Raw genomic sequence first — 25,902 nt, forward strand, 5'->3', positions numbered from 1 at the left:
TACCGCCAGGTCGACGCGACACGAGCGCATCGACGCTCACGGAAAGTCACTTTCGGTCACGAGAGGATCGAGCCATGTCACACCTGCGCAGAAACGATCAGGCGGAGTCTCGCGGTGTGCGTCCGCACCGCTTCGGAGGTGCTCCGAAGGCGCCCTGGAGCTGGAACGCTCCCCCGCGCTGGCTCTATGATCGGCTCACTCTTCCCCGGCCGACCGTCCCGACCACATGTGACCGGCCCGACTGCACTACGGGAGCCAGCGGTGAGCGGAACCCCCGAAGGACCGGTGCACCCAGAGCCACCGGATACACACGCGGCGGACTCCGCGCTCACGGAGCGTCACCCCGAGGAGCGGACGGCGACCCGCTCCGAGCCCCCCGCCCGCCGACCCTCGCCCGAGCGCGCCGAACCCCCGGCCCGCCGGTCCTCCGACGAGCGCCCCGACCCCCCGGTGCGCCGCCCCGCCTCCGACCGCCCCGGCAGGGCCGAACCCCCGGAAGGCCCCCGTACCGGCCCCGGCGGGGCGGGAGACCGGCGTCGCGCCGCCGAACTCCGGGACTACGGCGCCGCCTTCCGCGTCGCCCAGCTCGCGATGGCCGTCGTCGACCGGAACGGCGTGGTCGTCTCCGCCAACGAGTCTTTCGGCGCCCTCCTCGGCAGCGACCCGGCGGCCCTGCGCGAGCAAGCCGCCGCCGACCTCGTCGACCTCGCCTCCGACCGGCGCACCTGGCACGCGTACCACGAGGTGCTGCGCGGACGCCGGGCCCGGTTCCGCTGCACCCGCCGCCTCCAGCACGCCGACGGGCGCTCCCTGTGGGCCGAGGTCACCGTCGCGCCCGTGCCCGAGAGCCGCAGCGTGCTGCTCTCGATCGCGGACATCAGCGAGCGACGCGAACTCCAGGCGCGGCTGCGGCACCTCCAGATGCACGACCCGGTGACCCGGCTGCCCAACCGCGCGCTGTTCTTCGAGCGCCTCTCGGCCGCCCTGGAGGACCCCACCCCGGGCGCCACCGGGACCGAGGAGGACCGCACCCCTCCGGTCAGCTCTCCCTATGAGTCGTACGAGTCCTACGATTCCTTCGGTTATGGCAGAACAGGGCGGATCGGCCTCTGCTACCTGGACATCGACGGTTTCAAGGCGGTCAACGACACCCTCGGCCACCGCGTCGGAGACCGGCTGCTCACCGCCGTCGCCGCCCGGCTCACGGAGTGCGCGGACAGCGACGGCTACACCCGCAGCGGCGGCCATCTGGTGGCCCGGCTCGGCGGGGACGAGTTCGCGATCCTGGTCGAGGACTCCACCGGCACGGAGCAACTGGCCGATCTGGCCCGCTCGGTGCTCGACGCGCTGCAACGCCCCTTCGACCTGGGCGGACACCGGCTCTCGGTCTCCGCCTCCATCGGCGTGGTCGAGCGCTCGGGGCAGGGGACGACGGCGACCGCCCTCATGCAGGCGGCGGACACCACGCTGTACTGGGCGAAGGCCGACGGCAAGAGCCGCTGGACCCTCTTCGACCCGGAGCGCAACGCGCACCGGATGACCCGGCAGGCGCTCTCCTCCACCCTGCGACCCGCCGTGGAGCGCGGGGAGTTCGCCCTGGAGTACCAGCCCCTCGTGGACCTGACGGACGGCGCGGTGAGCGGGGTGGAGGCGCTGGTGCGCTGGAACCACCCCCGGTTCGGCGCCCTGGCGCCGAATCGGTTCATCTCGATCGCCGAGGAGGACGGCTCGATCGTCGAGCTGGGCCGCTGGGTCCTCGCCACCGCCTGCCGGCAGGCCCGGCAGTGGCAGAAGGAACACCCGCGCGAACGCCCGCTCTTCGTGAGCGTCAACGTGGCCGTACGCCAGGTGTGGGACTCCGACCTGGTCGCCGATGTGGCGGGGATCCTCTCCGAGACGGGCCTGGCCCCGCATCTGCTCCAGCTGGAGTTGACGGAGTCGGCCGTGATGGGGTCGGCCGGACGGCCGCTCCAGGCGCTCCAGTCGCTGAGCGACATGGGGGTGCGGATCGCGATCGACGACTTCGGCACCGGCTACTCGAACCTGGCCTATCTGAGCCGGCTGCCGGTCTCGGTGCTCAAGCTGGACGGTTCGTTCGTCCGGGGCTTCCAGGACGAGGAGCGCGCCAACCCGGCCGACGAACTGATCGTCGAGGCGCTGGTGCAGCTCGCGCACCGGCTGGGCCTGACGGTGACGGCGGAGTGCGTGGAGACGGCCGGGCAGGCGAACCGGCTGCGCCGGATCGGCTGCGACACCGGGCAGGGCTGGCTGTACTCCCGGGCGGTGACCCCGGAGCGCATCGCCGAGCTGATCGGCGCCGAACCACTGCGGGTCTGAGCGGCCCCGCGCACCACCGTGCCCGCGCCCCCGGAGAACAGAGGGGCGCGGGCATGGGACTGCCCCCCGGCCGGAGGGACATTCCGGGCGGGGGGCAGCGGTTCATGAGGGGTTCGGCGGATCAGGTTCCCGCCGGGTCAGGCACTCAGCAGGCGCCGAGGTCCTGCCAGACGCCCCACTCGCCGGTGGTGCCGGGGGCCTCGTTCTGGGTCCACCACTTGGCCTTCCACTTGTGGCCGTTGAGGGAGACCTCGTTGCCCGCGTTGTAGACCGTGCCGGCCACGTACGCCGGGACCGACGGGCAACCCGTGGGCGGGGTGGTCGGAGGCGTCGTCGGGGGCGTGGTCGGGGGCGTCGTCGGCGGGGTCGTCGGCGGCGTGGTGGGCGGGGTGGTCGGCGGCGTGGTGGGCGTGCCGAGCGCGGTGTTGATCTGCTTCAGCAGGGTCGCCTTGTCGTCCAGGCCGAGGAGCGAGTACATCATCGCGCCGGCCAGGCCGCGCTCCTTGCCGTACGCCACGCGGGCGTCGATCGACTTCTGGTTGAGGCCGGTGAAGAACTCGCCGTCCTTGTAGAAGTACGAGGACTTCGACTGGTCGTCCCAGAAGGTGGTCGCCGGGTTGTCGACGATGCCGCCCAGCTCCTTGTAGTGCGCGATACCGGCCTGCTGGCTCAGCGGGCGGACGTTGGAGCCGCCGGTGGCGGTCTGCGCGAGGCCGTTGGTGGTCCCGGCGGGGACGCCCTTCCAGCCGCGGTAGTAGAACTCGTAGCCCAGCGTCAGCTTGTTGGCGGGGAAGCCGCCCGCGATGCCGTAGGTCTTGTTGCCGTCGATCCAGGAGTCGATCGCGTTGTCGATCGTGTACTTCTCCTGACCCGGGGCGATCACGTTCGTCGGGTCGTTCGGGGAGGGGTACAGCGGGGACTGGTGGTACGTCGGCCCGTTGCCGTTCCAGGCACCGTGCATGTCGTACGTCATGATGTTCGCGTAGTCGAGGTACGCGCCGATCTTGTCCGTCTCGATGTACTTGATCTTGTCCTGGCCGGCCGGGAGGGCCGCGGTCAGGAGGTACTTCTTGCCGCCGTTGGCAGCGCCGTACTCGTCGAGCTGCTTGCGGAACTCGGCGAGGAGCAGCGTGAAGTTCTGCTTGTCGTCGGCCGAGTAGTGGTTGCCCAGGTGACCGCCGTCGGAGCCGGGGTACTCCCAGTCGACGTCGATGCCGTCGAAGATGCCGGCCGCGGTGCCGGGGCCGCCGAAGCCGCCCTCGACGGGCAGGTTGCCCTTGATGTACTGGTCGACGCAGGAGGAGACGAACTTCTTGCGGCTCGCGTCCGTCTTGGCCGCGTCGCTGAAGTACTTGGAGTACGTCCAGCCGCCGAGCGAGATGTTGATCTTCAGGTGGGGGTACTTCGCCTTCAGTTCCTTGAACTGGTTGAAGACGCCCACGATCGGCTGGTCCCACTTGTCGGCGACGCCGTCCACGCTGTCCGCCGCGCTGAAGGACTTCTGGTAGTCGGCGTACGAGTCGCCCGCACCGTCACCCGCGTTGGGGTTGTTGTCGTCACCGGCGGCCTTGTTGGCCTCGAAACAGGTGAGGTTGGTGGGGTGGATGTTGCCGAACGAGTAGTTGATGACGTCCAGCTGGCTCGCGATGCCCCGGGTGTCGAGGTGCTTGGGGTAGAACGCGTTGCCGTAGACGCTCCACTGGTCGTAGTACGCGATGCGCACGTTGCCCGCAGAGGCAGTGGTCGACGGACCGGCCGCCTGGGCGGAGCCGATCCCGACGGTCGCGGCGAGAGCGCCGGCGGCGAGAGCCGAGCTGAGCAGCGCGGCGATCAATGGCTTACGGGGGTGCACGTGCGGCCTCCGAATGGGGGGAGTACGGGGGGTGGTGCGGGGTGGTGCCTGGGGGGTGTTGCCGTACAGGAGCTGGCAAAGTGATAACCGGCTCATGAACACCGCGTCAATGGTCTGAACCAGATTGAGGACTAGACCAATTGACGAGAAAAAGCCCTCGTCAGAGGCGCGCAGCACAAAACGGAACCGCCCGCCACCATCGGTGACGAGCGGTTTAAGGTTTGCTTAGGGCGGTGGCGGAGGTGGTTGGGGAATGAACCACCCCGCTTGTGGATCCATGGAAATTTTCCTCGGGTCAAGGGCCGGCCGGCCCTCGCGGGGCCTCCGGCCGGCGGCCGCCCGCCCCCTTTACTCCTCCGGCAGCTCCGGAAGTTCGAAGGCGTCCGCGATCAACTCGTAGCTCCGCACCCGGGCCTCCCCGCCGTGCCCGTTGGCCGTGATGATCAGCTCGTCGGCGTCGGTCCGCTTCCGCAGCTCCTCAAGCCCCGTACGGACCTCGTCGGAGGTGCCGTACACCAGGTTCGCCAGCCAGCCGTCGACGAACTCACGCTCCGCCTCGGTGAAGGGGTACGCCTCCGCCTCCTCCGGCGTCGGCACCAGACCCGGCCGCCCGGTGCGCAGCCGCAGCATCGCGAGGGCGCCCGCGAGGACCTCCCGGCGCGCCTGGGCCGCCTCCTCGGCGGCGAACGCCGAGACGCCGACCATCGCGTAGGGCGCGTCGAGCACCGCCGAAGGGCGGAACGAGGACCGGTAGAGGTCGAGCGCCGGGAGCGTGTTGTGGGCGGAGAAGTGGTGGGCGAAGGCGAAGGGCAGCCCCAGCATCCCGGCGAGCCGGGCGCTGAAGCCGGAGGAGCCGAGCAGCCAGATCGGCGGGCGCCCCTTCGGCCCCTGCACCGGGCCCGGCACGGCGTGGACGCGCGTGTAGCGGTGCCCGTCGGGGAAGTCGTCGTCGAGGAAGCGGCTCAGCTCCGCGAGCTGCTCGGGGAAGTCGCTCGCGCCCTCGTTGAGAGTGTCGGTACGGCGCAGGGCGGCGGCGGTGGCCCCGTCGGTGCCGGGCGCGCGGCCGAGACCGAGGTCGATCCGGCCCGGCGCGAGGGCTTCCAGGGTGCCGAACTGCTCGGCCACGACGAGGGGGGCGTGGTTGGGCAGCATGACGCCGCCCGAGCCGAGGCGGATGCGCCGGGTGTGGGCGGCGAGGTGGGCGAGGATCACAGCGGGCGAGGAGGAGGCGACCCCGGGCATGGAGTGGTGCTCGGCCACCCAGTGCCGGTGGAATCCGCGCCGCTCGGCGAGCCTGCTCAGCTCGACGCTGGTGGCCAGCGCCTCGGTCGCGGTCCGGCCGCTGCCGACCGTGACCAGATCGAGCACGGACAGCGGTACGGGCGCGGCTCCCCGCGCCTCTCCTCGAATGGTGTCGGTCACCTTCGGGATCCTCCTCGGCACACGTACGGACTCGTGATGGGTCTTCGACACGGTGACAACAGGAGGGGGGCTCCGTTTATTCCGGCACTTCTCGGCCACCGGGAAGACCGGGTCCCGGGTCCGCTTCGCCTCGGAAATTCTCCCGCCGCACCGGGGCCGAACGCGTGCGCGAACAGTCTCGGGCAGGTCGCTGACCTGAGATTCCACGGACAACTCTTGCCCCTGGCATATGCCAGAAGAGTGCACCCCAGCGTAGGGCCGGGACGCTCCGCATCATTCTCGCCAACAGCCGCCCCGGACCGGGGGCTTGGCGGCTATCGTGGTACGAAAGCTTGCGGTCACAACCTGGTAGGGGGAAACCGTGGCGCTGAAGCCCGAGCCCACCGCGCCGTTCCACTCGGTGCAATACGCCCTGCGCGTCCTGGAGACGGTCTCGCGGCACGGCGGCGGAGTCACGGACGCCCAGATCGCCCGCGAGACGGGGCTGCCCGTCGCCCACCTCTCCGCCCTGCTCCTCATGCTCCGCCGGGAGGGGTACGTGGAGCAGATCGCCGACGACGCGTACGCGATCGGCGACTCCCTCGTCCTGCTCGGCTCCGGCACGACCCGCAGGGAAGCCCTGGAGGCCAAGCTCCAGGAATCGCTGACCGAGCTGCGCGACTCCGTCGGCGCCGCCGTCTACATCAGCCGGTACATCGACGGCGAGGTGAAGATCACCCAGTTCGCCGACGGTCCGCGCACGCCCAAGGTCAACGAGTGGGTCGACTTCCGCTCGGCGGCGCACGCCAGCGCGGTCGGCAAGTGCCTGCTCACCCAGCTGGACCAGAACGGACGGCGGGACCACCTCTCCCGCCACAAGATCGCCCGGCTGACCTCCCGGACGATCACCAACGAGCGCGTCCTCTTCTCCAAGCTCGACAGCCAGCCGCCCACCGTCCCCGTCCTCGACCTCCAGGAGTACGCGGTGGGCACCGTCTGCGCCGCCGTCCCCCTGACGGCGGGCGCCTCCGTCGGCTGCCTGGCGCTCTCGCTCCCCATCGAACACGCCCACCGGCTGCGCTCGGCGGCCGACACGCTGAACCGGAAGGCCGCCCCGGTGGTCCTCTCCCTCGCGATCTGACCGCACCACACGGACCGCGCACCGGGCGGTCACCGACGGTGACCGCGAGCGGTGGTCACCAGCACCCTGGAGGACCGGGTAGTATTTTCTCTGTCGGCAGGCGCCGCTAGCTCAGTTGGTTAGAGCAGCTGACTCTTAATCAGCGGGTCCGGGGTTCGAGTCCCTGGCGGCGCACAGACGGAAGAAGCCCCTCGCGGAAGCGGGGGGCTTCTTCGTGTTCCGGACGGCCGGGCCCTAGGCCGTCTCTTCCGGATCCTGCCTGGCCCGCGCCGCCCGGCACCGCACCGGACGACGCGGGCCCGACCGGCACGATCCGAAAGAGACGACCTAGCGGAAGGCCGGCAGGTTGCGCGAGACCCAGTCGCCGTAGGAGCGGGCCGGGCGGAGGAGGACCTTCTCCACGTCGGGGCTGACCTGCTGCTCGACCGGGAGCGGGGAGCCGAGGACGTCGAGGGTGCCCTCGACGACCGGCGGCGGCATGAACTGCGCCATCTGCTCGGCGGCGGCCTCGCGGGTCAGGTCCACGTAGGTCACCCCCTCGCCCAGCGCCTCGGCGATGACCTCGGCCTGGCGGCGCGGAGTGATGGCCTCGGGGCCGGTGATCACATAGGTCTGTCCGGCGTGGCCGCCCTGGGTCAGCGCGACGGCCGCGACATCGGCGATGTCCGCCGGGTCGACCACCGGGAGGGCCACGTCGCCGAAGGGGTGGAAGACCGACCGCTGAGTGCGGACGGGCTCGGCCCAGGCGAAGGAGTTGGACGCGAAGCCGCCCGGACGCAGGATCGTCCACTCAAGCCCGGAATCGCGGACGGCCGCCTCGAACTCGCGCAGGCGGTTGTGCGAGAGCGTGTCCGAGCGCGTACCGGCCAGCTGGGAGGAGACGAGGACGACGCGCTTGACACCGGCCTCCTTCGCGATGGCGAGCAGGTCGGCCGCGGGCTCGCCGGGGCCGTTCAGCTCACCGGCCAGCAGGATGAAGAAGGCGTCGGCACCCTGGAGCACCGGACGGATGCTCTCGAAGTCGCCGAGGTCGGCCTGGGCGTGCCGGACGCCCTCCGGGAGCCCCGAGGGCAGCGGGCGGCGCGAGACCGCCACGACCTCCTGGCCGGCCTCCGCGAGCGCCGCGACCAGCGGGCGGCCGATGTTGCCGGTGGCTCCGGTGACAACAATCATGAGATAGCTCCCTCGTGGGTGGATTCAGGGGTGGGACTGCCGCTGACGCGCAGCCGTGCCGGACGGGCCGGACGGCGTTCTCCGTCGTCGCTTCGGGAAAGCTAGCACCGTCAACTCAGTAGGCACCTAGGGGAAAGTGACTCCCCATCACGTCGCTTTCCGGTCGACGGCGGCCCGTTCTACAAGTCCTTGTCAAGTCGCTGGCCGGGGGGTCGGTCCGTCCGGAAGGCTGGGGTCATGACTGACACCGCGTCCCCCTCTTCCACCCCTCCGGCCGACTCCTCCGACCCCCGCGGCGGCCTGTTCAAGGCCGTCGACCTGGTGGGCGAGACGCTCGCCGCGCTGAAGCCGGAGCAGTACGACGTCATCACCCCGTGTCCCGACTTCTCGGTCCGCGATCTCGCCAACCATCTCGTCTCGGTGCTGCGCCGGCTCACCGTGATGGGGACGGGCGGCTCGTTCATGAGCCACCCGCACTTCGCCCCTGACGTCGCCGACGGCGCGTGGGCCGAGGCCTGGGCGGAGTCCCGCGCGGAGTTCGACGCGGTGTGGTCCGACCCGGCGGTGCTGGCGCGGGAGATCGGGCTGCCGTGGGGCCCGGTGCCGGGCGCGGCCGCCTCCGTGATCTACACCAACGAACTCGTGCTGCACGTCTGGGACCTGGCCAAGGCGACCGGCCAGAGCCCCGAGTGGGACCCGGAGATGCTCGCGGCACCGCTGGCCCACATGCACCGGGCCGTACCCGCCGAGCCCCGCGGCAACCCGGTGCCGTTCGGCCCGGTGGTGGAGGTCCCGCGGGACGCCCCCGCCATCGACAGGCTGGTGGGCTGGTACGGCCGTCGCCCCTGAGGCGATCCGCCCGCCGCGTGACCCGGGCCCCCGGGCGGGGAATCCCGTACGGGACTCCCGGTCGGGGGTCCCGGTCGGGGGTCCCGGTCAGGGGTCCCGGTCGGGGGTCCCGGGTCACGCGGGCCGTTCAGGCGCGGACGGCCTCGACGATGCTGCACAGACCGCCACCCGGCAGGATCCGGGACAGCCTCAGCCCGGCCCGCGCGAACAGTTCGGCGTACTGCTCCTCGCTGCGCTGCACCCCGTCCGCGTGGGCCATCATGTTGAGGTCCATGAGCTTGACGGTGAGCCCTTCGGCGCCGTCCGGGGGCATCACGACCTCGACGAGCAGGACGCGGGCGTCGTCGGCCATCGCCTCGCGGATCCTCGTGAGGATGGTCAGCGCCTTCTCGTCCTCCCAGTTGTGCAGGACGTTGACGACCAGATAGCCGTCGCCGCCCTCGGGCACGGAGGCGAGGAAGTCCCCGCCGGCGATCTCGACGCGGTCGCGCACCCCCGCCTTGTCGAACTCGTCGCCCGCCCCGGCCACCACCTCCGGCTGGTCGAAGAGGACCCCCCGCGTCTCCGGGTTGGCCGCGAGGACGGCCGCCAGGAGCTGTCCTCGGCCACCGCCGACGTCGACCAGCCTGCGGAACGCGCTGTAGTCGTAGGACCGCACCACCGGCGTGGTGACCTGCGAGGACGTGTCGGTCATGGCCAGGTCGAAGATCCGGGAGACCTCCGGGTTGTCCCGCATGTACTCCCAGACCGGCTTGCCGTGGACGCTCTCGAAGACGGAGCGGCCGGTACGGACGGAGTCGGCGAGTCCGGTCCAGGTGAAGCGGTCGGCGGGCAGGCCGACCCAGCGGGCGAAGTTGCGCATCGAGTCGGGGGCGTCGCCGCACAGGGCCCGGCCGACGTCGGTGAGGGCGAAGACGCGGCCCTCGGCCTCCTCGAAGAGACCGATGTCGGCGGCGGCCCGTAACAGCCGGTAGAGGTTGGTGGTGTCGGCGTCGAGTTCCTTCGCCAGGGCCTCGACGTCCCGGGGCCCGTCCGCCAGGGCATCGGCCACGGCCAGCTCCGCGACGGCGCTGACCGCCGCGGAGACCCAGCCGGCCATCGACAGCTGGAGGATCCGGGCGGAGGGGGGGATCTCGGTGGGTTCGGACGGCACGGTGGTCACGGCCTTTCGGTACGGGGTCTGCCGGGCGGAGGACGGGAGGCGGGTCAGACGGCACCGACGGACTGCGGGAAGGTGAAGAAGCGCTTCGGGTCGTACTTCCTCTTCACCGTGACCAGCCGGGCGTAGTTGTCGCCGTAGTAGGACCGCTTCCAGTCGGCGAGGGCGGGATCCATGTAGTTCACGTAGGTGCCGCCGTTGGAGTACGGGTCGACCGCGGCGAACCCGCCGTCCGCCCAGGCCTGCGAGGCGGCCTTGCCCGCGGTGGTGGCCTGTGCGGTGTCCGCGATGGTGGACCGGTAGCTCACGCAGTAGAGCGTGTCCCGGTGGGGATAGGCGGTGGCGGACCCGGCGATGTCGTTGGCGGCCCCGCCGAACCAGTGCACCTCCAGGGTGCGCCGCTGACCGGCGGCACGATACGCGTCGAAGGCGGTCATGACCTGCGACCAGCCGGCGGCCGGCAGCGGGTCGGTGACCATGCGCATCCGCTCGACGCCGAAGGCGGGCCGGGTCAGAACGCCGGTGGGGCTCTTCTCCGCGCGGCGGCAGGCGTCCTGGCTGAGGCTGCCGCAGCCGAAGATGTTCACCATCAGGTCCCGGTAGGACGTGGTCATGTCCTGCCGTCCGACGGGCCGGCCGGTCATCGCGAGCAACCGGGCGGTCTCGGCGGCCAGTTCGGCGGAGGTGCCGCGCGAGACCAGGGTGATGACGGTGGACGGCACCGCGTCGGGCGCCGCGTCGGGCAGCGTGATGTAGGTGCCGCCGGTGATGGAGCGGGGCGCGTCGACCAGCCAGCGGGTGGAGGCGTCCAGGATCTCGGCGGACCGCTCGTAGGGGAAGAAGAGGTAGGAGACGAGCAGCGGGCCGACGACGTGGTGGGTCAGCTCGTACGACGTGACGATGCCGAAGTTGCCGCCGCCGCCTCCGCGTATCGCCCAGTACAGGTCGCTGTTCCGGCTCTCCGAGGCGGTGACGACACTGCCGTTCGCGAGCACGACCTGGGCGGAACGCACGGAGTCGCAGCCGACGCCGAGGGTGCGCGTCATGAAGCTGAGTCCGCCGCCCTGGAGGAAGCCGCCTGCCGCGACCGTGGCGCAGCCGCCGCTGCTGAGGGCGAAGCCCCTGTCGGCGAGGGCGTTGAGGACGTCGATGTTGAGGGAACCGGGGCCGAGGGTGACCGTGCTCGGCCCGACGCCGATCGCCTTGATCTCCGAGACGTCGATGACCAGACCGGGGCCGGTGGAGACACCGGCGTAGTTGTGGCCGCCGCTGCGGACGGCGACCGGCACGCCCTGTTCCTGGGCGAAGCAGACCGCCCTCGACACGTCGGCGGCACTGGCGCAGTAGGCGATCGCCTTGGGGCGGACGACGTCGAACTGGGCGAGTTCGAGCTGCTTGGCGACCTCGTAGCCGGCATCGGACGGCAGTACCAGGCGGCCGGTGAGCTGACGGCCCAGGCCGGCCCAGGCGGCGGCGGTGGGGGTGCCGGTGGCGACGGCGGCGGGCGCCGTGGCGAGAGCGGTCGTGGCGTGGGGGAGCAGGGCGGCGCCCACGCCGCCCGCGGTCGCGCCCAGCATCGTTCTACGGCTGATCATGGTATTCCGCGTGTCCGTTCTGGGAAGGGAGCAGGGAAGTCCGGAGGCGTCTCCGGGAGGGGCCCGCGCGGGCGGGCCGGTGGAGGCGGGAAGGAGGGGCGGGTCAGGAGACCTTGCGGCCGCGCAGGCCCTGCTTCACGACACCCGTGAGGAAGGAGCGGCCCAGGTCGCGCATCTCCTTGGGGCCCGAGGTGTTCGCCCACCACATGAACTTCATCATCGTGGGGGTGGTGGCCCGGAAGAACCGGAGGTCCTCGGGTCCCTTCCAGCCGAAGGGCGTGTTGACGGACTCGCAGTCACGGATCGCCTCGAAGACGATGTCGGCGGCCTTGTCCCCGTCGATCTCACCCGCCTCGTACCGCTCGCAGGTCTCCACCGTAAGCTCGAAGAGGTGCTTGAAGGCGTGGCTGTCCGGCCACCACAGGCCCGGGTAGGGCGCCTTCTCCATCTGCTTGAAGTGCCGGTCGTCACCGTCCAGCGCGAAGTTCTGGCGGGCCATGATCTGCCGCAGGGTCGCGGGGGTGGTGAAGCAGGCCCAGACGCGGAACACCGCGTTCCACAGCCGGAAGTGGCTGAAGGCGATGTAGGAACTGTTGACGATCTTGTCGTTGTGGTCCAGGAGCCCCTGCTCCAGGGTCTCGACGTAGGCGAACCGCTCCTCGGCGAAGTCGTCCTCGCGCAGGGCGTCGAGGAGCCTCCAGGCGAGCGCGTCCACGACCTCGAAGGTGTTGGACAGGCCCCGGGAGTAGAGCGGGTCGACGAAGCCGGCCGCGTGCGACATCAGGCACCAGCGGTGGCCGACGGTCCGCTTGGAGGAGTACTGGATGCGATCGGGGGTGGACACCCACTCCCTGATCCGGCTCGCTCCCTCGAACTGGCGCTTCACCGCCGGGTACTTGTCGAGGTAGTGCTGGAACTCCTGGTCCGGCGTCATGTCGTCCGGCTTGGGGTACAGCCGCTCGTCGAAGGTGAGGCCGACGCTACAGGCCGGGTTCCTGGAGTCCTTGTAGTTGTCGAACGGGATGATCCAGAACCAGCCGCGCTCGATGATGTGGTGCAGGGTGCCGCCGTGGAAGGGCGACTCGGCAGGCGGGCGCAGCGCCTCCGGGTAGTTGCAGACGTCGTCGTACGGCTTGACGCCGACGTAGTGGGTGAAGAGGGAACGGGCGTGGTGCTTGAGCCGCGACGGCTGTTCCCGCAGGTCGAGCTTCTGCGCCAGGGGAGAGCGGAAGCCGCTCGCGTCGATGAGGTAGCGGGCGCGGAAGACCTCGCCGTCGCGGCCCGTGACGGTGACGCCGTCCTCGTCGAGGTCGAGGTCGGTGGCGAGCCAGTTCTGCCGGATGGTGCATCCGTACTTCGCGGCGACGTTCAGGTAGTACGAGTCGGTGTCCTGGCGGTACAGGTGGATCGCCTCGGTGAGCATCTTCGGGATGACGAACATCGTCGCCTCCCGCGGATCGGGCTCCTGGTTCTCGCGGTGGGAGACGAACCCGAAGCTCTGCTTGCGGCCGTGGTGCGGCCCCATGTGCTCGGTGATCGTCTTGATGTCGAGCATGTGGGCGATCTCGGGGACGTCGTAGCGGTCGGCCAGGATGTGCAGCCACTCCACGAGCTGCGGATTCTGGGACTCGCCGACGGCGAACCGGGGGTGCTGGCCGGCGTCGATGAGCACGACGTCGATGCCGTGGCGGGCCAGGATCGCTCCGGTGATCGAGCCTGCGAGGCCCGATCCGAGGATGGCCACGTCGCACGTGGTCCATCCGGGCGCTTGCGGGGACTCGTTCGGTTTGTCGGCCTTCGTGGGCAAGACGGCACTCCTCTTGTCTCGGGCGGACCGGTGGTCCGGGACGTCCCGGGCGGACCCGGGCGGCCCGGCGGCCGGGGCCGGGCGCCCCGGATCCGGCGGCCGGCGGGGTCGGATCAGACGGCGGCGCGCGGCGCGCCGAACCAGTGGGCGAGCGCGTCGGTCAGGCCCTCGTCGGAGCCGGAGCCGCTCGCCCAGGCGACGTAACCGTCGGGCCGCACCAGCAGGTTGGCGGCGGGAGCACCGGCCTCGGCGCGGACGGCGGTGACGACGTCGACGCGGTCCGCCCAGGGGGCGGCCGTCTCGCGCAGCCCGCCGTCGTCGAACATGTCGAGCAGCACCGGGCGGCCCGCGTGCAGCAGTTCGTACGTGGTGGTCTTGGCGTCGCCGACCACGAGGTCCTGTTCGGGCAGGCGGCGGCCGAGCAGCGGGTGGCCGCCGGGGGCCGCGCCGTAGGTGATGTCGAGGCCGGTGACCAGTCCGACGAGGTGGCGGCGCACCTGCTCGATCCGGACCAGTTCCCCGAAGAGGTCCCGCAACGGCTGCGCCTCGGGGCCGCCGAGGTACAGGGTGCGCTGCACGAGGGTGTTCTGGATGACGCGGGCGCCGACCGGCTGCCGCTCGGTGTGGTAGGTGTCGAGGAGGCCGTCGGGGGCGTGTCCCTTGATCTCGGCGGCGAGCTTCCAGCCGAGGTTGACGACGTCGCCGACGGCGGCGCTGATGCCCTGGGCGCCGATCGGCAGGTGGATGTGGGCGGCGTCGCCCGCGAGGAAGACCCGGCCCTTGCGGTACGCGTCGGCCTGGCGGCTGGCGTCGGTGAAGCAGCTGGTCCACAACGGGGTGGCGCCGCCGATGTCCTCGCCGGTCACCCGCTGGAAGGCGGCGGCCACCTCGTCGAAGGCGGGCGGTTCCTGGGTGGGACGGACTCCGGCCCCGCGTTCGAAGACGACGACGCGGGTGGCCTGCGGGCCGAGCGGGAGGACGACGACCATGCCCGCCTGGCCCACTTCGCCGGTGGGGCGGATGCGGACCTGGACACCGGTGACGTCGGCCATCTTCATCTCGATGGTGGCGTTGACGCCCGGGAACCCGATGCCGGACAGGCGGCGCACCGCGCTGCGGGCGCCGTCGCAGCCGATCAGATAGGCGGCGCGGAGGGTGCGGGCTCCGTCGGGGCCGACGACCTCGGCCCGGACGCCGTCCTCGTCCTGGGTCAGACCGGTGACCTCGTGGCCCCGGCGTATCTCGGCGCCGAGTCCGGTGGCCCATTCGTGGAGGATGGCCTCGGTGCGGGACTGCGGGACGCCGCGTACCCCGAAGTTGCCGCCGTCGACGATGGTGTAGTCAAGCGGAATTCCACCGAAATGGCCGCCGGGAATGGTCTCAAGCTCACCGAAATGCTCCAGCAGGCCGCGCTGCCCGAATTCCTCGATGGTGCGGGCCGAAAAACCCAGGGCCCGCGACTGCCGCATGGGCCGGGTGAGCCGGTCGAGTACGAGGACGGAAATACCTTGGAGGCGCAGTTCTCCCGCAAGCATGAGTCCCGAGGGTCCCGCACCGGCGATGATGACATCGGCGTTGAACTTTTCCATATTCTCTCTCCCGCTGCCGTTTCCCCCAGTATTCCGAGGCGGCCCGGGAAGCTGAATGCCCGGCGGTACAGGGTTGTGAAAAGTTCGTCAGAACTCCGGCAGTTCGGCGGGCGAATCGCCAAGGGGGTGCCGGGGGCGGTCCGGTCAGTACAGGCCCATGACCCGTTCGACGACGATCTCCACGACGGCGAGGCCGGGGAACCGCGGCGGCGGGGACCAGTACCGCTCGGTGTAGCGGCGGATCCCCTCCCCCACCCTGGCCGGGTCGGTGGAGACGGTCGCCAGGCCCTCCAGGGTGATCCAGCGCGGGCCGGCCGACTGGCAGACGGCGACCGGGCTCTCCTCCCCGGCCAGGATGTTGCGGACCTTGCGCCGCGACACCGTCGTCATGACCCGGACCGTTCCCGTCTCGCCGTCCCAGGTGAACCGGACGGGCGCGACGTGCGGGGTGCCGTCGGGGCGCAAGGTGGTGAGGGTGCACTGGTGGTTCTCGGCGAGGAACGCCTCGGCCTCGGCGCCCAGGGGCAGGTGCGGGGACATGCCACTCCTATGAGCTGGTTCGGACGGGAAGATGATGCCGCGTACGGTCAACAGGGCTGTTCCGTACGGTGTTTGATGGCTGGTCAGGTTCACTCGGACCGGCTTCCGGGAACCTAGCATCGTCGGTAAAGTGAGTACCTAGGGGAAAGTGGCTTTCCAAAAGGGAGTGGGCATGGAGGGCATGACGCCGATGGGGCCGGGCGGGAGCGCGGCGACACTCCCGGAGCGGATCGGAGCCGAGCAGGCGTGCCCGATCGCCCCGGTGCTGGACATCGTCTTCAGCCGGTGGACCACCCCGATCCTGTGGACGCTCAACGCCTACGGCGTGCAGCGCTTCGTGGAGCTGCACCGCAACATCGGGACGATCACGGCGAAGGTGCTGACCCAGCGGCTGCGCCAGCTGGAGCGGGACGGGCTGGTGCTGCGCACCTACTACCCCGAGGTGCCGCCGAGGGTGGAGTACGAGATCAGCGAACTGGGCCGGAGCCTGGCCCCGCTCTTCGCCTCCCTGGCGGAGTGGTCCTCGGTGCACCTGCCGAAGGTGGAGCGGGCCCGGCAGGCCTTCGACGGCGGGGAACCGGCCGGCCCACAGGGGCGCTGAGACCGGTCACAGGTGCGGGCCGGGGCAGTCGCCCCGGCCCGCGCCGCGGTTCACCGTCCGTCCGCCCGGGGTCAGGCCGTACCGGGGACGGAGGGTTCGCCGAGGCCCCGCATGGCGCCCCGGTAGAAGATCAGCGGGTCCACGTCGGCGGCGGGTGCCGCGAGTCCGACCACCTCGCCCAGCAGGATGGTGTGGTCGCCGCCCTCGTACTGGGCGGACAGGCGGCACTCCAGATGGGCGAGGGCGCCCTGGAGCACCGGGAGCCCGCCGCCGGTCCTGGTGTGCGGGACCTCTTCGAGCCTCGCCGTCCGCCGTCCGGCGAACGCCCAGGCCACCGGCTCCTGTTGCCGGGCCAGGAGGTTCACCACGAATCCGCCGGAGTCGCGGACGACCGGGAGCAGACGGGAGTTCTCGTGCAGGCAGACGAGGACGAGCGGCGGGTCGAGGGAGACCGAGGCGAAGGAGTTCACCGTGGTCCCGGCCCCTTCCCCGTCCGCACGGCCCGAGGTGATGACGGTGACTCCCGTGGCGAAGTTCCCGCATACGGTGCGCAGCACGCGGCCGTCGACCGGTGTGCGTCGTCCGGGAGCGGCGGTCTGCGGAACGGATGACACGACAAGGTCCTCTCGTCAGGTGCGCGGCAGGGTGGGGCTCGTGACGGGTTCCGACGTACGCGGCGCTCGGCCGCTCTCTCCGACAGCCCCGGCCCGCGTCGGCTCGGCCGGGCGGGTGCGGCGGGACAGCAGGGGGCCGGCCATCGCGGTCGTCATCAGGGCCATGACCACCAGCATGGTGAACATGCGGCCGTCGAGTACGCCCAGGCTGACGGCCGCGTTGAGGATGATGAGTTCGGTCAGGCCGCGGGTGTTCATCAGCAGGCCGAGGTCCTTCGACTCCCGCCAGGAGAAGCCGGCCAGCCGGGCCGGGAGGATCGCGCCGATGAGCTTGCCCGCACAGGCGACGAGGACGATGGCGACGAGCGCCACGGCGTCCCCGCCGGTGAGCGCGCCCAGGTCCACGCCGAGGCCGGTGACGATGAAGAACACGGGGAGCAGCAGGCGGCTGACGTGCTCCATGGGCGTGCGCACGTGCTGTGCGAGGACCAGGGACGGTTCGCGGGGCATGACGAAGCCGAAGAGAAAGGCGCCGAAGATGGCGTGGACACCGATCCACGTCGTCACCCAGGCGGAGACCAGGGCCCCGGCGCAGAGCACCGTCAGCAGCCCGGACCAGCGCTCGGCGGCGGCCCAGCGCCACATCAGCCGGGCGGCCAGGGGCCGGACGACGAGCAGCATGAAGGCCACGTAGGCCACGCTGAGCGCGCCGATGCGGGCCAGGTCCGCGTAGTCGCCGTCCGCCGCCACCAGTGCCGAGACGTACGCCAGCAGGCACCAGGCGAGCAGGTCGTCGACGGCGGCGCCGGCGAGCGAGACCGAACCGACCCGGGTCTCCAGGAGGTTGTTCTCGGTCAGGATCCTGGCCAGGACGGGAAAGGCGGTCACCGACATCGCGGTGCCCAGGAACGTCGCGAAGGCGAGGAAGGTGACGTCCCGGCCGGCCACGACGGAGTGGTGCCCGTACAGCGGCACCGCGAGGGCGAAGCCGAAGCCGAAGGCGACCAGGATCGACGAGAGGGACACGCTCGCGGCGAGCTTTCCGTGCCGTCTCACCAGCCGCTTGTCGAACTCCCAGCCCACCAGGAACATGAAGAGGACCAGGCCGACCTGGGACACCGCCGACAGCAGGGGGCGGACCTCCGGGGGGAAGATCCTCTCGGTGAGGCCGCCCGGCAGCAGGCCGAGGACGCTGGGGCCGAGCAGGATGCCCGCGGTGATCTCCCCGATGACCGCGGGCTGGCGGACCTTCCTGGCGAGCCGCCCGAGCACGGCTCCCGCCACCAGCACCAGGCCGATGTCGGCGAGCATGACGGCCAGGCTCGTCTCCTGCGCGCCCGCGGCGGCGAGCCCGGTCATCGGTCCCCTCCCGCGCCGTTCGGCGGGGTGCCGCGGGTCCACAGCACCTGGAAGGAGAGCACCGACATCCGCCATCCGTCGGGGCCGTGGCGGGCCTCGCCGTACGCCAGTGTCCCGGCCTGGAACAGCGGTTCGCCCGGTGCTCCGGGGTGGTGGACGTGGGTGGCGAGGACATTGGCGCGGAAGACGGCGTGCTTCCCGCCCTCGTCGACCGCGACGGCCGCCGGGGAGCCGAGGTGCTGGGTCGCGGCGAAGGCCGTGAGCGACGCGCGGTGGTAGTCGGCCAGTCCGTCGAACCCGTCGTGCCGGCCGATGGGGAACACGACGGCGGCGTCCTCGGTGAAGAGGGCACGCGCCCAGGCGTCGTCGATCTCGTCGCCGTCGAGTCCGATGAGATAGCGGTCCAGCAAGGAACTTATCTCGGATGCTTCCTGCCCTGGATTCATTGTCCGAGGATGCAGGCAAGCCCGCTCGGCGGCCAAGGGTGCTTTTCATATCCCTGACGAAGTCCACGGCATCCCGTGACATCGCCCTCGCGGGCTTGGCAAAAGCGTGTACGACTCTGAAAGGAAGGGCCTTCAATTTCCCTTCGATAATTTGCCATGCTCGCTGCGTTCGATTCTTTCTCCGACGAAAGCGACGGGAATATGCCGAAGATCGCGGCCGACGGCCAGCATCTGACCGTGCTCAACCTTTTCTCGACCGACGCCCCCGAGAAGCAGGAGAAGCTGCTCGCCGCCATGCGCGAGATCGTCGACGCGGCGGCCTACGAGGGCTGGATCTCCAGCACGGTCCACTCGGGCCAGGACCGGCCGGGCACCGCCAACCTCATCCAGTGGCGCAGTACCGAGGACCTGGAGAAGCGCTACGCGGGCGAGGAGTTCAGGCATCGCACGCTGCCGCTCTTCGGTGAGATCACCACCTCGATCCGGCTGCTCCAGAACGAGATCGCCTTCACCCAGCAGAGGCCGGAACTCGGCGGCGTCACCGAGGTCTCCCCCACGCGCGACGACTACACCGTCATCGAGCTGTTCGGGGTGACGGAGAAGGACCAGGAGGACCTGGTGGACGCGCTGGGCGAGTCCCGCGCGTGGCTGCTGGACGTCCCCGGCTACCGCACGCACACGGTCCTGCGCGGCCTGCGCGCCCGGGGCATCGACGGCAAGTTCGTCGTCGTGTACTCCCAGTGGGACGGCAAGGAGGCGTACGACGCCTTCCGCGACCGGCCGGAGGACGAGCGCCCGGCCGAGCGCCGGAAGACCGACGCCCGGGTGGCCGCCCTGCTGACCTGGCAGGAGGAGAACACCTACCAGGTGGTGCACACCCGCACGGCGGGCGAGTGAGTCCCGGCGCGGACGGGTGAGGTGATCAGGGCGCGTTCTTCCGGACTTCGGGGTTCGAAGTCCTGACTTCCGAGACGAGGAGGAGAGGCCGGTATGCGGCTGCACCCGAAGGCGCGCCAGGGCGTGCACGAGATCGACGTACGGGTTCCGGCGGACACGGTCCACCGGTGGATCGCCGAGGCCGGGAACTGGCCGCTGGTCTTCCCCGAGGTCCTGCACGTCGAGCACGTCGACGCGCCCGAGGGCGAGGAGCTGCTGCGCGTCCGGGAGGCCCGCGACGGCGCTCCCCCGGGTGACCGCCTGCTGCGTCGCGTCCTCGAACCGGCGGCCCGCAGGGTCAGCTTCCAGCATCTCGCGGTCGATCCGCCGCTGGCCGGCCGGGCCGGTGCCTGGGAGGTCGAGCCGCTGGGGGCGCGGGAGTCACGGGTCCGGCTGCGGCACGAGTTCTGGACCGAGGAGGACGGCCCCGCCGCCCTCGCCCAGGCCCAGGACCGGGTCGACCGGGACGACCGGGCCGCGCTCGCCGCGTTGAAGGGGAACGCGGAAGCCGCGTACGCCGCCCAAGCCCTCGCCGGGAACGGGCGTGACGACAAGGGCGGGGCAGGCGGGCGGTGAGCCGGGAGGCGGCGGGTGCGCTCGCCGTCCGGACGGGAGAGGTGGACGTGTGGCTGTTGCCGCCGTCCGCCTCTCCCCTCGACGTTCCCGGCCACGAACTCGACCCGCGCGAACGGGAGCGGGCGGCCTCCTACCTGCGCGCCCGCGACCGCCGGACGTACCTCGCCGCGCACGTCGGGCTGCGCCGGGTCCTCGCCGCGTACACGGGCGTCGCGCCCGGCCGGATCGTGCTGGCGGGCGAGCGGTCCGGTCCGGACGGACGCCGGCGGGGACGGCCTGAGGTGGTCGGAGCGAGCGGTGCCCCGCAGTTCTCCCTCTCGCACAGTCACGGCCTCGCGCTGGTGGCGGTGGCCGCCGTCCGGATCGGCACCGACGTGCAGCGCGTCCCCGCGGCCGGGACCGTACGGGCGTGCCTTCCGGCGCTCCACCCCGCCGAGCGGCGGGAACTGCTCGCCCTTCCCGAGGCGCGGCGCGCGGCTGCCTTCGGCCGGCTGTGGACGCGCAAGGAGGCGTATCTGAAAGGGCTCGGGACCGGGCTCGCGCGAGCGCCGGACCTCGACTGCCTGAGCGAGGCGGACCCCTCCGCCCGTCCGCCGGGCTGGGTGGTGGGGAACGTACCGCTGTGCCGGAGCCACGCGGCCGCGGTCGCCCTGTCCGGGTCCGGGGACCAGCGGGTGACACTGCGGTCCGTGCCGGAGGAGATCCTCTACGCCCGGGACGCGGTGGAGCGGATCGCCCGGATGGGACCCGGGGCCCGGACGGTGCTGCGGGACCGGGCGGCGACGGTGGGGAGGAGCGGTCCGTAGCGGGCGCTCCTCCCCACCGCCGTCTCTTCCGGGCGGGCGACGGGGCCCTTCGGCCGAACCCGGAGCCATACGGCGGCCGGGACCGACCGCGTCGGGTTGGGCCGGGTCGGGTTGGGTCGCCGAACGCCCTTCGTGTCAGGCCGGGTTGAGTTGAGTCGCCGAGCGCCCGTCGTGTCAGGCCGGAATGGGCCGCCGAACGCCCTTCGTGTCGGGCCGGGTTGGGCCGAGTCGGGTCGTCGAGCGTCCGCCGTGTCAGGCCGCCGAGCGCCAGCTGCGCGGTCCGGCGGCGCGCGCCACCCTCTCCGGCCTGCGCCACCGGGCGACCGCCTGCCGACTGCGGGAGGGGTCGTCCGGTCCGGCTCCCGCCCCGGTGTTCAGGCCGGACAGGACCACCGTCAGGGCGGCCAGCTCCTCGGGGGTGGGGCAGCCGCGCTCCAGCCGCAGCCACGCGGGTCCGGCCGCCTCGACCGGTTCGGGCCGCTCGGTGGCCGGGGCGGGCCGCTCGGTGGCCGGTGTGCGTCCAGGGGTCTCGGGCACGGTTCCTCCGGTGTTCACTGGGGCGGGTTGCCGTGCCTGCGGGACGGCAGGTCGGCGTGCTTGGCGGTGAGCATGGCGAGCGATCTGATCAGCAGGGACCGGGTCTCGCGCGGATCGATCACGTCGTCCACCAGGCCGCGTTCGGCCGCGTAGTACGGGTGGACCAGCTCGCGCCGGTACTCCTCGATCTTCTCCGCGCGGGTCGCCCCGGGGTCCCGCGAGGCGGCGATCTCCCGCCGGAAGACGACGTTGGCGGCGCCCTCGGCGCCCATGACGGCGATCTCGTTGGCGGGCCAGGCGAATGCGACGTCGGCGCCGATGGAGCGGGAGTCCATGACGATGTAGGCGCCGCCGTACGCCTTGCGCAGGACGACGGAGATCCGGGGCACCGTGGCGTTGCAGTACGCGTAGAGGAGCTTGGCGCCTCGCCGGATGATGCCCTCGTGCTCCTGGTCCACGCCGGGCAGGAAGCCGGGAACGTCGACCAGGGTGACCAGGGGGATGTTGAACGCGTCGCAGAACTGCACGAACCGCGCCGCCTTCTCGGACGCCTGGATGTCCAGGACGCCCGCCATGGCGAGCGGCTGGTTGGCGACGATGCCGACCGAGTGCCCGCCGAGGCGGGCGAAGGCGCAGACGATGTTCGGCGCCCAGGCCGTGTGCACCTCCATGTGCTCCCCGTCGTCCACGAGTTCCTCGATGACGTCCCGGACGTCGTAGGAGCGGTTGCCGTCGGCGGGCACCAGGTCGAGCAGGGCGGCACCCGGCCGGTGGGCCGGATCCGCGGAGGGGACGACGGGCGGCAGTTCCCGGTTGTTCTGCGGGAGCATCGACAGGAGGTAGCGGACCTCGGCGATGCAGGTCTCCTCGTCGTCGTACGCGAAGTGCGAGACACCGGAGACACCCGCGTGGACGTCGGCGCCGCCCAGCCCGTTCTGGGTGATCTCCTCACCCGTGACCGCCTTGACGACGTCCGGCCCCGTGATGAACATCTGCGAGGTCTCACGGACCATGAACACGAAGTCGGTCAGCGCCGGACTGTACGCCGCGCCACCCGCGCACGGGCCGAGCATCACACTGATCTGCGGGATCACACCCGAGGCACGCGTGTTGCGCTGGAAGATGCCACCGTAACCGGCGAGCGCCGAGACACCCTCCTGGATACGGGCACCCGCGCCGTCGTTCAGGGAGACCAGCGGCGCACCCGCCGCGATGGCCATGTCCATGATCTTGTGGATCTTCGTCGCGTGCGCCTCGCCCAGCGCACCACCGAAGATCCGGAAATCATGCGCGTACACGAAGACCGTCCGGCCCTCCACCGTGCCCCAGCCGGTGACCACACCGTCCGTGAACGGCCTCTTCGCCTCCAGACCGAAGCCCTGCGCGCGGTGCCGGCGCAACTGCTCGACCTCGCAGAAGCTGTCCTTGTCCAGCAGCAGTCCGATGCGCTCGCGCGCGGTCAACTTTCCCTTGGCGTGCTGTCGTTCGGTGGCCCGCGGGTCCTCGCCGTCCCGCGCCAGGGCCTTGCGCGCGGCCAGTTCCAGAAGGGGCGCAGAGGGCGCCGGGGCAGTGGCGGGCAGGGCGGCGGTGGACGTGTCGGTCGGTGGTGCGTGCCCCATCGGCGGATCTCCGTTTCCGGTGTGGTGGACAAGGTGGCGCGCCGGACGCTTGATGGCCGACGGACGGTGGTCTCGGGGGGGGGCGCGTCGGGCGCCCGTTGCTTCACGGCTCACGCGGCGAGCAGGAGCGGCGGCATCGACCGTGCCCGGTCCCGGGGCGGAAGGGGCGCGGAAAGGGAGCGGCAGGGACTCGCGCGCCGGATGCGCGCGGTCCTCCCGCCACCGGTCCCGGCCGCGGATCCGGTCCCGGCCGTGCCGTGCCCCGCCCTGCCTTGCCCTTCCCTGCCCTGCCCCGCCACCCGTGCCCGGCCTTCGGTGGCCGCGTCCGGGCTTCGGTGGCCGCGTCCGGCCTTGAGCCGCCCGCGTCCGTCACGGGGCCTTCCGGTCCGCGTCATGGGACGCTCGCGCTGCGGGACGCCGGGCCAGGCATTCCTCGAAGAACGCGAAGGCCCGCAGGTGGTAGGCGCGGGCCTGCCAGCCCAGGCTGATGTTGTGACCGGCGCCGGGCTGGCGGTCGACACGGACGCGCGGCGCCGAGGTGAAGTCCGCAGTGAGACCGGCCACCGCCTCCTCGTCATGGCGCCACCACCGTTCGCACTCGGCGAAGGTCAGCCGCACCGGGACCCCGACCCGGCCCGCCGCCTCGGTGAAACGGTCCGGCCACTCCCCGGCGTCCGTGAACTCCCGGGCCGGCACGGGGGCGACGACGGCGGACGCCTCACGGAAGGTCCCGGGCGGGTAGAAACGCAACGGCCCCCAGTTCCTCGCCCGGTCCCCGAGCCCGTGGAGGCCGGTGAGAACGGCCGGGTCGACCGCGTAGTCCCGGCCGAGACCGGAGATGTCGAGCCCGAGCAGCGGCGGCGGTACGGCGACGCCGGGGCCGGGGCCGGGGCCGGACGAGGCGTCGGTGGCCGCGTAGGCGAGGGCCAGCTTTCCGCCGAAGGAGTGCGCGAGCAGGAACACCCCGGCGCCCGTCTCGCGGCGCCCCTTCAGATGGGCGAGCGCCGCCCGGAGCGCGACGGTCTGCTCGGCGAGGGACCGGCCGCTCGGAGCCTGGGCCGCCGACAGGCCGTAGCCGGGCCGGTCGAGGGCGACGACCGCGTACCCGAGCCGCGCGCCCAGGGTCAGCAGCGAGACGTCCGGGTGAGCCTGACCGTCGAAGTACCCGGCGCCGGTCCCGCCGCCGTGCACCGCGACGACGGTGGCGCGGGGCGGACCGGACGGCTCGGCCAGCAGCGCGGACAGCGTGAGGTCCCCGGCCCGCAGGACGACGGGGCGCACCCCCGGCGACATCGCGACCGGCACCGCGGCCGGTGGTGCGGACGCGGGCGGTACGGGACCCGGCCGTGCGGGAGCGGTCAGCGGCCCCGTGGTCGCCGTCTCCCGGGTCTCCTTCGCGGGAGGGCGCGGCGCGGCGGCGCTCACGTCAGGTCCGGGGAGCCCGGAGCGCCGAACCAGCGGCGCAGAGCGGTGGTGAGACCGGGCGTGTCCGCGCCCGCCCAGGCCACGTACCCGTCCGGCCGGACCAGCAGCGCGGCCGCGCCCCCGAAGGCGTTCGCCTCGCGCGGGATGCCGGTGACGGTGTCCACCCGGTCCTTCCACCGGTCCGCCGTCGCGCGCAGCACGGCGTCTCCGGTCAGGTCGAGCAGCAGGCCTTGCGCGGAGTGCAGCAGCTCGGGGGTGCGCACCGGTCCGGCCGGGGTCTCCAGCTCGCGCGGCGGCAGCCGTCGTCCGGTGAGCCGGTGCTCGGTGAGCCAGGGACCGGCGGCGCCCGCGCCGGGGCCGTACCGGACGTCGAGGTGGCTGACCGAGCCCGCCAGGTGCCGTTTCACCTCGTCGTACTCGATCAGCTCCGCGAACAGGTCCCGGAACGGCTGCGATTCGGGGCCGCCCAGGAAGACGGTGCCCTGGGCGCGGGTGTTGGACAGCAGCCGCCCGCCCACCGCGTGCCGCTCCTCGTGGTAGGTGTCGAGCAGGCCTTCCGGGGCGTGCCCCCGGATCGTCGCGGCCAGCTTCCAGCCGAGGTTGACCGCGTCCTGCACGCCGGTGCTGAGGCCCTGTCCACCGGCCGGGAGATGGACGTGCGCCGCGTCCCCGGCGAGCAGCACCCGGCCGCGGCGGTACGCGGTGGCCTGCCGGGTGGCATCGGTGAAGGAGCTGACCCAGGCGGCGCCGCCGCCCGAGATGTCCTCTCCGGTCAGCCGCTGCCAGGCGGCGGCGACCTCGGCGAACTCCGGGTTCTCGCTGCGGTCGGCCGGTGGGGTGCCGTCCTCGCAGACGATGACGCGGTCCACGCCCTCGGCCAGGGGCGCGGCCATCACCATGCCGCCGGGCAGCCGCTCGCCCAGCGGACGCGGTTCGACCGCGCAGCCGACCACGTCGGCGAGGTACATGCCCCGGGTGGCGGAGATGCCGGGGAAGTCGAAGCCGCCGGCCTCGCGCACGGCGCTGCGGCCCCCGTCGGCGCCCACCAGATAGCGCCCGCGCAGCCGGTGCCGGACGCCGTCCGGGTCCGTCAGGATGGCGACGACGCCGTCGTCGTCCTGTTCCAGGGCGTGGAATTCGAGCCCTCGGCGGATGTCGGCGCCCAGTTCCCCGGCCCACTCCTCCAGGACCGCCTCGGTCGTGGACTGCGGTATGCCCCGGGCCCCGAAGTGGGCGTCCTCCAGGACGGTGTAGTCGAACACCACTCCGCCGAAGTGGCCCATCGGGCTGGTCTCCAGCCCTCCGAAGCGGGGTACGAGACCCCGCTGGTCGAACGACTCCAGGGCGCGGGCCGTGAAACCGAGGCCGCGGGACTGGCCGGTGGGCCGTTCCAGGGCTTCGGCGACGACGACGCCCACCCCTCCCAGCCGCAGTTCCCCCGCCAGCATGAGCCCGGTGGGCCCGGCGCCGATGACGATGACGTCCGCGTCGATCTGCGCGTCCATGAGATTCCTTTCCTCGTGCGCGTCAGGGGGCACAG

The 25,902-nt window shown here is 71.9% G+C and carries 22 protein-coding genes and 1 tRNA gene; 8 read left to right on the plus strand and 15 right to left on the minus strand.

The annotated features are described in order from the left end of the window. The first annotated feature begins 261 nt into the window (after window positions 1–261). Window positions 262–2,337, plus strand: a complete 2,076-nt coding sequence (locus tag BU197_RS05465) for an EAL domain-containing protein (RefSeq protein ID WP_411158444.1) — start codon at window positions 262–264, stop codon at window positions 2,335–2,337. A gap of 145 nt (window positions 2,338–2,482) precedes the next feature. On the opposite strand, the gene BU197_RS05470 is transcribed toward BU197_RS05465, so the two are convergent. Both BU197_RS05470 and BU197_RS05475 read right to left on the minus strand, forming a co-directional pair. After that, window positions 2,483–4,189 (minus strand): glycosyl hydrolase family 18 protein, encoded by a 1,707-nt coding sequence (locus tag BU197_RS05470; RefSeq protein ID WP_188267057.1) that lies wholly within the window; start codon window positions 4,187–4,189, stop codon window positions 2,483–2,485. Window positions 4,190–4,537: 348 nt separating this feature from the next. Continuing rightward, a complete protein-coding gene (locus tag BU197_RS05475) occupies window positions 4,538–5,611 on the minus strand; it encodes an LLM class flavin-dependent oxidoreductase (RefSeq protein WP_188267058.1) in 1,074 nt (357 codons plus the stop codon). A 361-nt stretch (window positions 5,612–5,972) separates the two neighbouring features. Here BU197_RS05475 and BU197_RS05480 point away from each other — a divergent pair, with 361 nt between their 5' ends. Together BU197_RS05480 and BU197_RS05485 are read left to right on the plus strand one after the other, a co-directional pair. Then, entirely contained in the window at window positions 5,973–6,731 is a 759-nt protein-coding gene (locus tag BU197_RS05480; RefSeq protein WP_188267059.1) for an IclR family transcriptional regulator, read from the plus strand. Window positions 6,732–6,831: 100 nt separating this feature from the next. Further along, window positions 6,832–6,905, plus strand: a tRNA-Lys gene (locus BU197_RS05485). Window positions 6,906–7,058: 153 nt separating this feature from the next. On the opposite strand, the gene BU197_RS05490 is transcribed toward BU197_RS05485, so the two are convergent. Then, window positions 7,059–7,904, minus strand: a complete 846-nt coding sequence (locus BU197_RS05490) for an NAD(P)H-binding protein (protein ID WP_188267060.1) — start codon at window positions 7,902–7,904, stop codon at window positions 7,059–7,061. 237 nt (window positions 7,905–8,141) lie between these two features. Here BU197_RS05490 and BU197_RS05495 point away from each other — a divergent pair, with 237 nt between their 5' ends. Continuing rightward, window positions 8,142–8,753 carry a TIGR03086 family metal-binding protein gene (locus BU197_RS05495; protein ID WP_188267061.1) on the plus strand — a complete coding sequence of 204 codons (612 nt, stop codon included), beginning with the start codon at window positions 8,142–8,144 and terminating at the stop codon, window positions 8,751–8,753. Window positions 8,754–8,880: 127 nt separating this feature from the next. Here BU197_RS05495 and BU197_RS05500 read toward each other — a convergent pair whose 3' ends face one another. The 5 genes from BU197_RS05500 to BU197_RS05520 all read right to left on the minus strand — a co-directional run bounded on the left by BU197_RS05500 (window position 8,881) and on the right by BU197_RS05520 (window position 15,443). Then, the gene (locus BU197_RS05500) at window positions 8,881–9,915 is read right to left on the minus strand and encodes a methyltransferase (protein WP_317452294.1); all 1,035 of its coding nucleotides are present in this window, start codon (window positions 9,913–9,915) and stop codon (window positions 8,881–8,883) included. A 44-nt stretch (window positions 9,916–9,959) separates the two neighbouring features. Next, window positions 9,960–11,507 carry an FAD-binding oxidoreductase gene (locus BU197_RS05505; protein ID WP_188267062.1) on the minus strand — a complete coding sequence of 516 codons (1,548 nt, stop codon included), beginning with the start codon at window positions 11,505–11,507 and terminating at the stop codon, window positions 9,960–9,962. Window positions 11,508–11,610: 103 nt separating this feature from the next. After that, on the minus strand, window positions 11,611–13,251 hold the full coding sequence (locus BU197_RS05510) for an NAD(P)/FAD-dependent oxidoreductase (RefSeq protein ID WP_317452295.1): 1,641 nt from the start codon (window positions 13,249–13,251) through the stop codon (window positions 11,611–11,613). 176 nt (window positions 13,252–13,427) lie between these two features. Beyond that, entirely contained in the window at window positions 13,428–14,903 is a 1,476-nt protein-coding gene (locus BU197_RS05515; protein WP_188267064.1) for an FAD-dependent monooxygenase, read from the minus strand. A gap of 144 nt (window positions 14,904–15,047) precedes the next feature. Further along, complete coding sequence (locus tag BU197_RS05520) at window positions 15,048–15,443, minus strand: pyridoxamine 5'-phosphate oxidase family protein (RefSeq protein ID WP_188267065.1); 396 nt, start codon at window positions 15,441–15,443, stop codon at window positions 15,048–15,050. A gap of 181 nt (window positions 15,444–15,624) precedes the next feature. Here BU197_RS05520 and BU197_RS05525 point away from each other — a divergent pair, with 181 nt between their 5' ends. Next, complete coding sequence (locus tag BU197_RS05525) at window positions 15,625–16,044, plus strand: winged helix-turn-helix transcriptional regulator (RefSeq protein WP_223183837.1); 420 nt, start codon at window positions 15,625–15,627, stop codon at window positions 16,042–16,044. A gap of 71 nt (window positions 16,045–16,115) precedes the next feature. Here BU197_RS05525 and BU197_RS05530 read toward each other — a convergent pair whose 3' ends face one another. Genes BU197_RS05530 through BU197_RS05540 form a run of 3 tightly spaced genes read right to left on the minus strand, consistent with a single transcriptional unit; the run spans window position 16,116 to window position 18,463 of the window. Beyond that, entirely contained in the window at window positions 16,116–16,658 is a 543-nt protein-coding gene (locus tag BU197_RS05530; RefSeq protein ID WP_188267067.1) for a flavin reductase family protein, read from the minus strand. Between the two features lie 15 nt (window positions 16,659–16,673). Next, the gene (locus tag BU197_RS05535) at window positions 16,674–18,017 is read right to left on the minus strand and encodes a cation:proton antiporter (RefSeq protein ID WP_188267068.1); all 1,344 of its coding nucleotides are present in this window, start codon (window positions 18,015–18,017) and stop codon (window positions 16,674–16,676) included. Next, window positions 18,014–18,463: a nuclear transport factor 2 family protein gene (locus BU197_RS05540; RefSeq protein ID WP_188267069.1), complete on the minus strand. Its 450-nt coding sequence runs from the start codon at window positions 18,461–18,463 to the stop codon at window positions 18,014–18,016. The genes BU197_RS05535 and BU197_RS05540 overlap by 4 nt, the downstream gene beginning before the upstream one ends. Window positions 18,464–18,664: 201 nt before the next feature. Between BU197_RS05540 and BU197_RS05545 the strand changes: the two genes are divergently transcribed. The 3 genes from BU197_RS05545 to BU197_RS05555 all read left to right on the plus strand — a co-directional run bounded on the left by BU197_RS05545 (window position 18,665) and on the right by BU197_RS05555 (window position 20,781). Beyond that, window positions 18,665–19,360, plus strand: a complete 696-nt coding sequence (locus BU197_RS05545; RefSeq protein ID WP_188267070.1) for an antibiotic biosynthesis monooxygenase — start codon at window positions 18,665–18,667, stop codon at window positions 19,358–19,360. 93 nt (window positions 19,361–19,453) lie between these two features. Beyond that, window positions 19,454–19,975 carry an SRPBCC family protein gene (locus tag BU197_RS05550; RefSeq protein ID WP_188267071.1) on the plus strand — a complete coding sequence of 174 codons (522 nt, stop codon included), beginning with the start codon at window positions 19,454–19,456 and terminating at the stop codon, window positions 19,973–19,975. Next, on the plus strand, window positions 19,972–20,781 hold the full coding sequence (locus BU197_RS05555; protein WP_188267072.1) for a 4'-phosphopantetheinyl transferase family protein: 810 nt from the start codon (window positions 19,972–19,974) through the stop codon (window positions 20,779–20,781). The genes BU197_RS05550 and BU197_RS05555 overlap by 4 nt, the downstream gene beginning before the upstream one ends. A 252-nt stretch (window positions 20,782–21,033) precedes the next feature. On the opposite strand, the gene BU197_RS05560 is transcribed toward BU197_RS05555, so the two are convergent. The 4 genes from BU197_RS05560 to BU197_RS05575 form a co-directional block, all read right to left on the minus strand. Next, entirely contained in the window at window positions 21,034–21,318 is a 285-nt protein-coding gene (locus BU197_RS05560) for an acyl-CoA carboxylase subunit epsilon (protein ID WP_317452296.1), read from the minus strand. Between the two features lie 14 nt (window positions 21,319–21,332). Next, a complete protein-coding gene (locus BU197_RS05565; RefSeq protein WP_188267073.1) occupies window positions 21,333–22,937 on the minus strand; it encodes an acyl-CoA carboxylase subunit beta in 1,605 nt (534 codons plus the stop codon). Window positions 22,938–23,306: 369 nt separating this feature from the next. Next, entirely contained in the window at window positions 23,307–24,230 is a 924-nt protein-coding gene (locus BU197_RS05570; RefSeq protein WP_188267094.1) for an alpha/beta hydrolase, read from the minus strand. A gap of 128 nt (window positions 24,231–24,358) precedes the next feature. Beyond that, the gene (locus BU197_RS05575; protein WP_188267074.1) at window positions 24,359–25,867 is read right to left on the minus strand and encodes an FAD-dependent monooxygenase; all 1,509 of its coding nucleotides are present in this window, start codon (window positions 25,865–25,867) and stop codon (window positions 24,359–24,361) included. Window positions 25,868–25,902: the final 35 nt, after the last annotated feature.

Source organism: Streptomyces sp. CBMA291 (genome assembly GCF_014596525.1).
GTDB lineage: Bacteria > Actinomycetota > Actinomycetes > Streptomycetales > Streptomycetaceae > Streptomyces.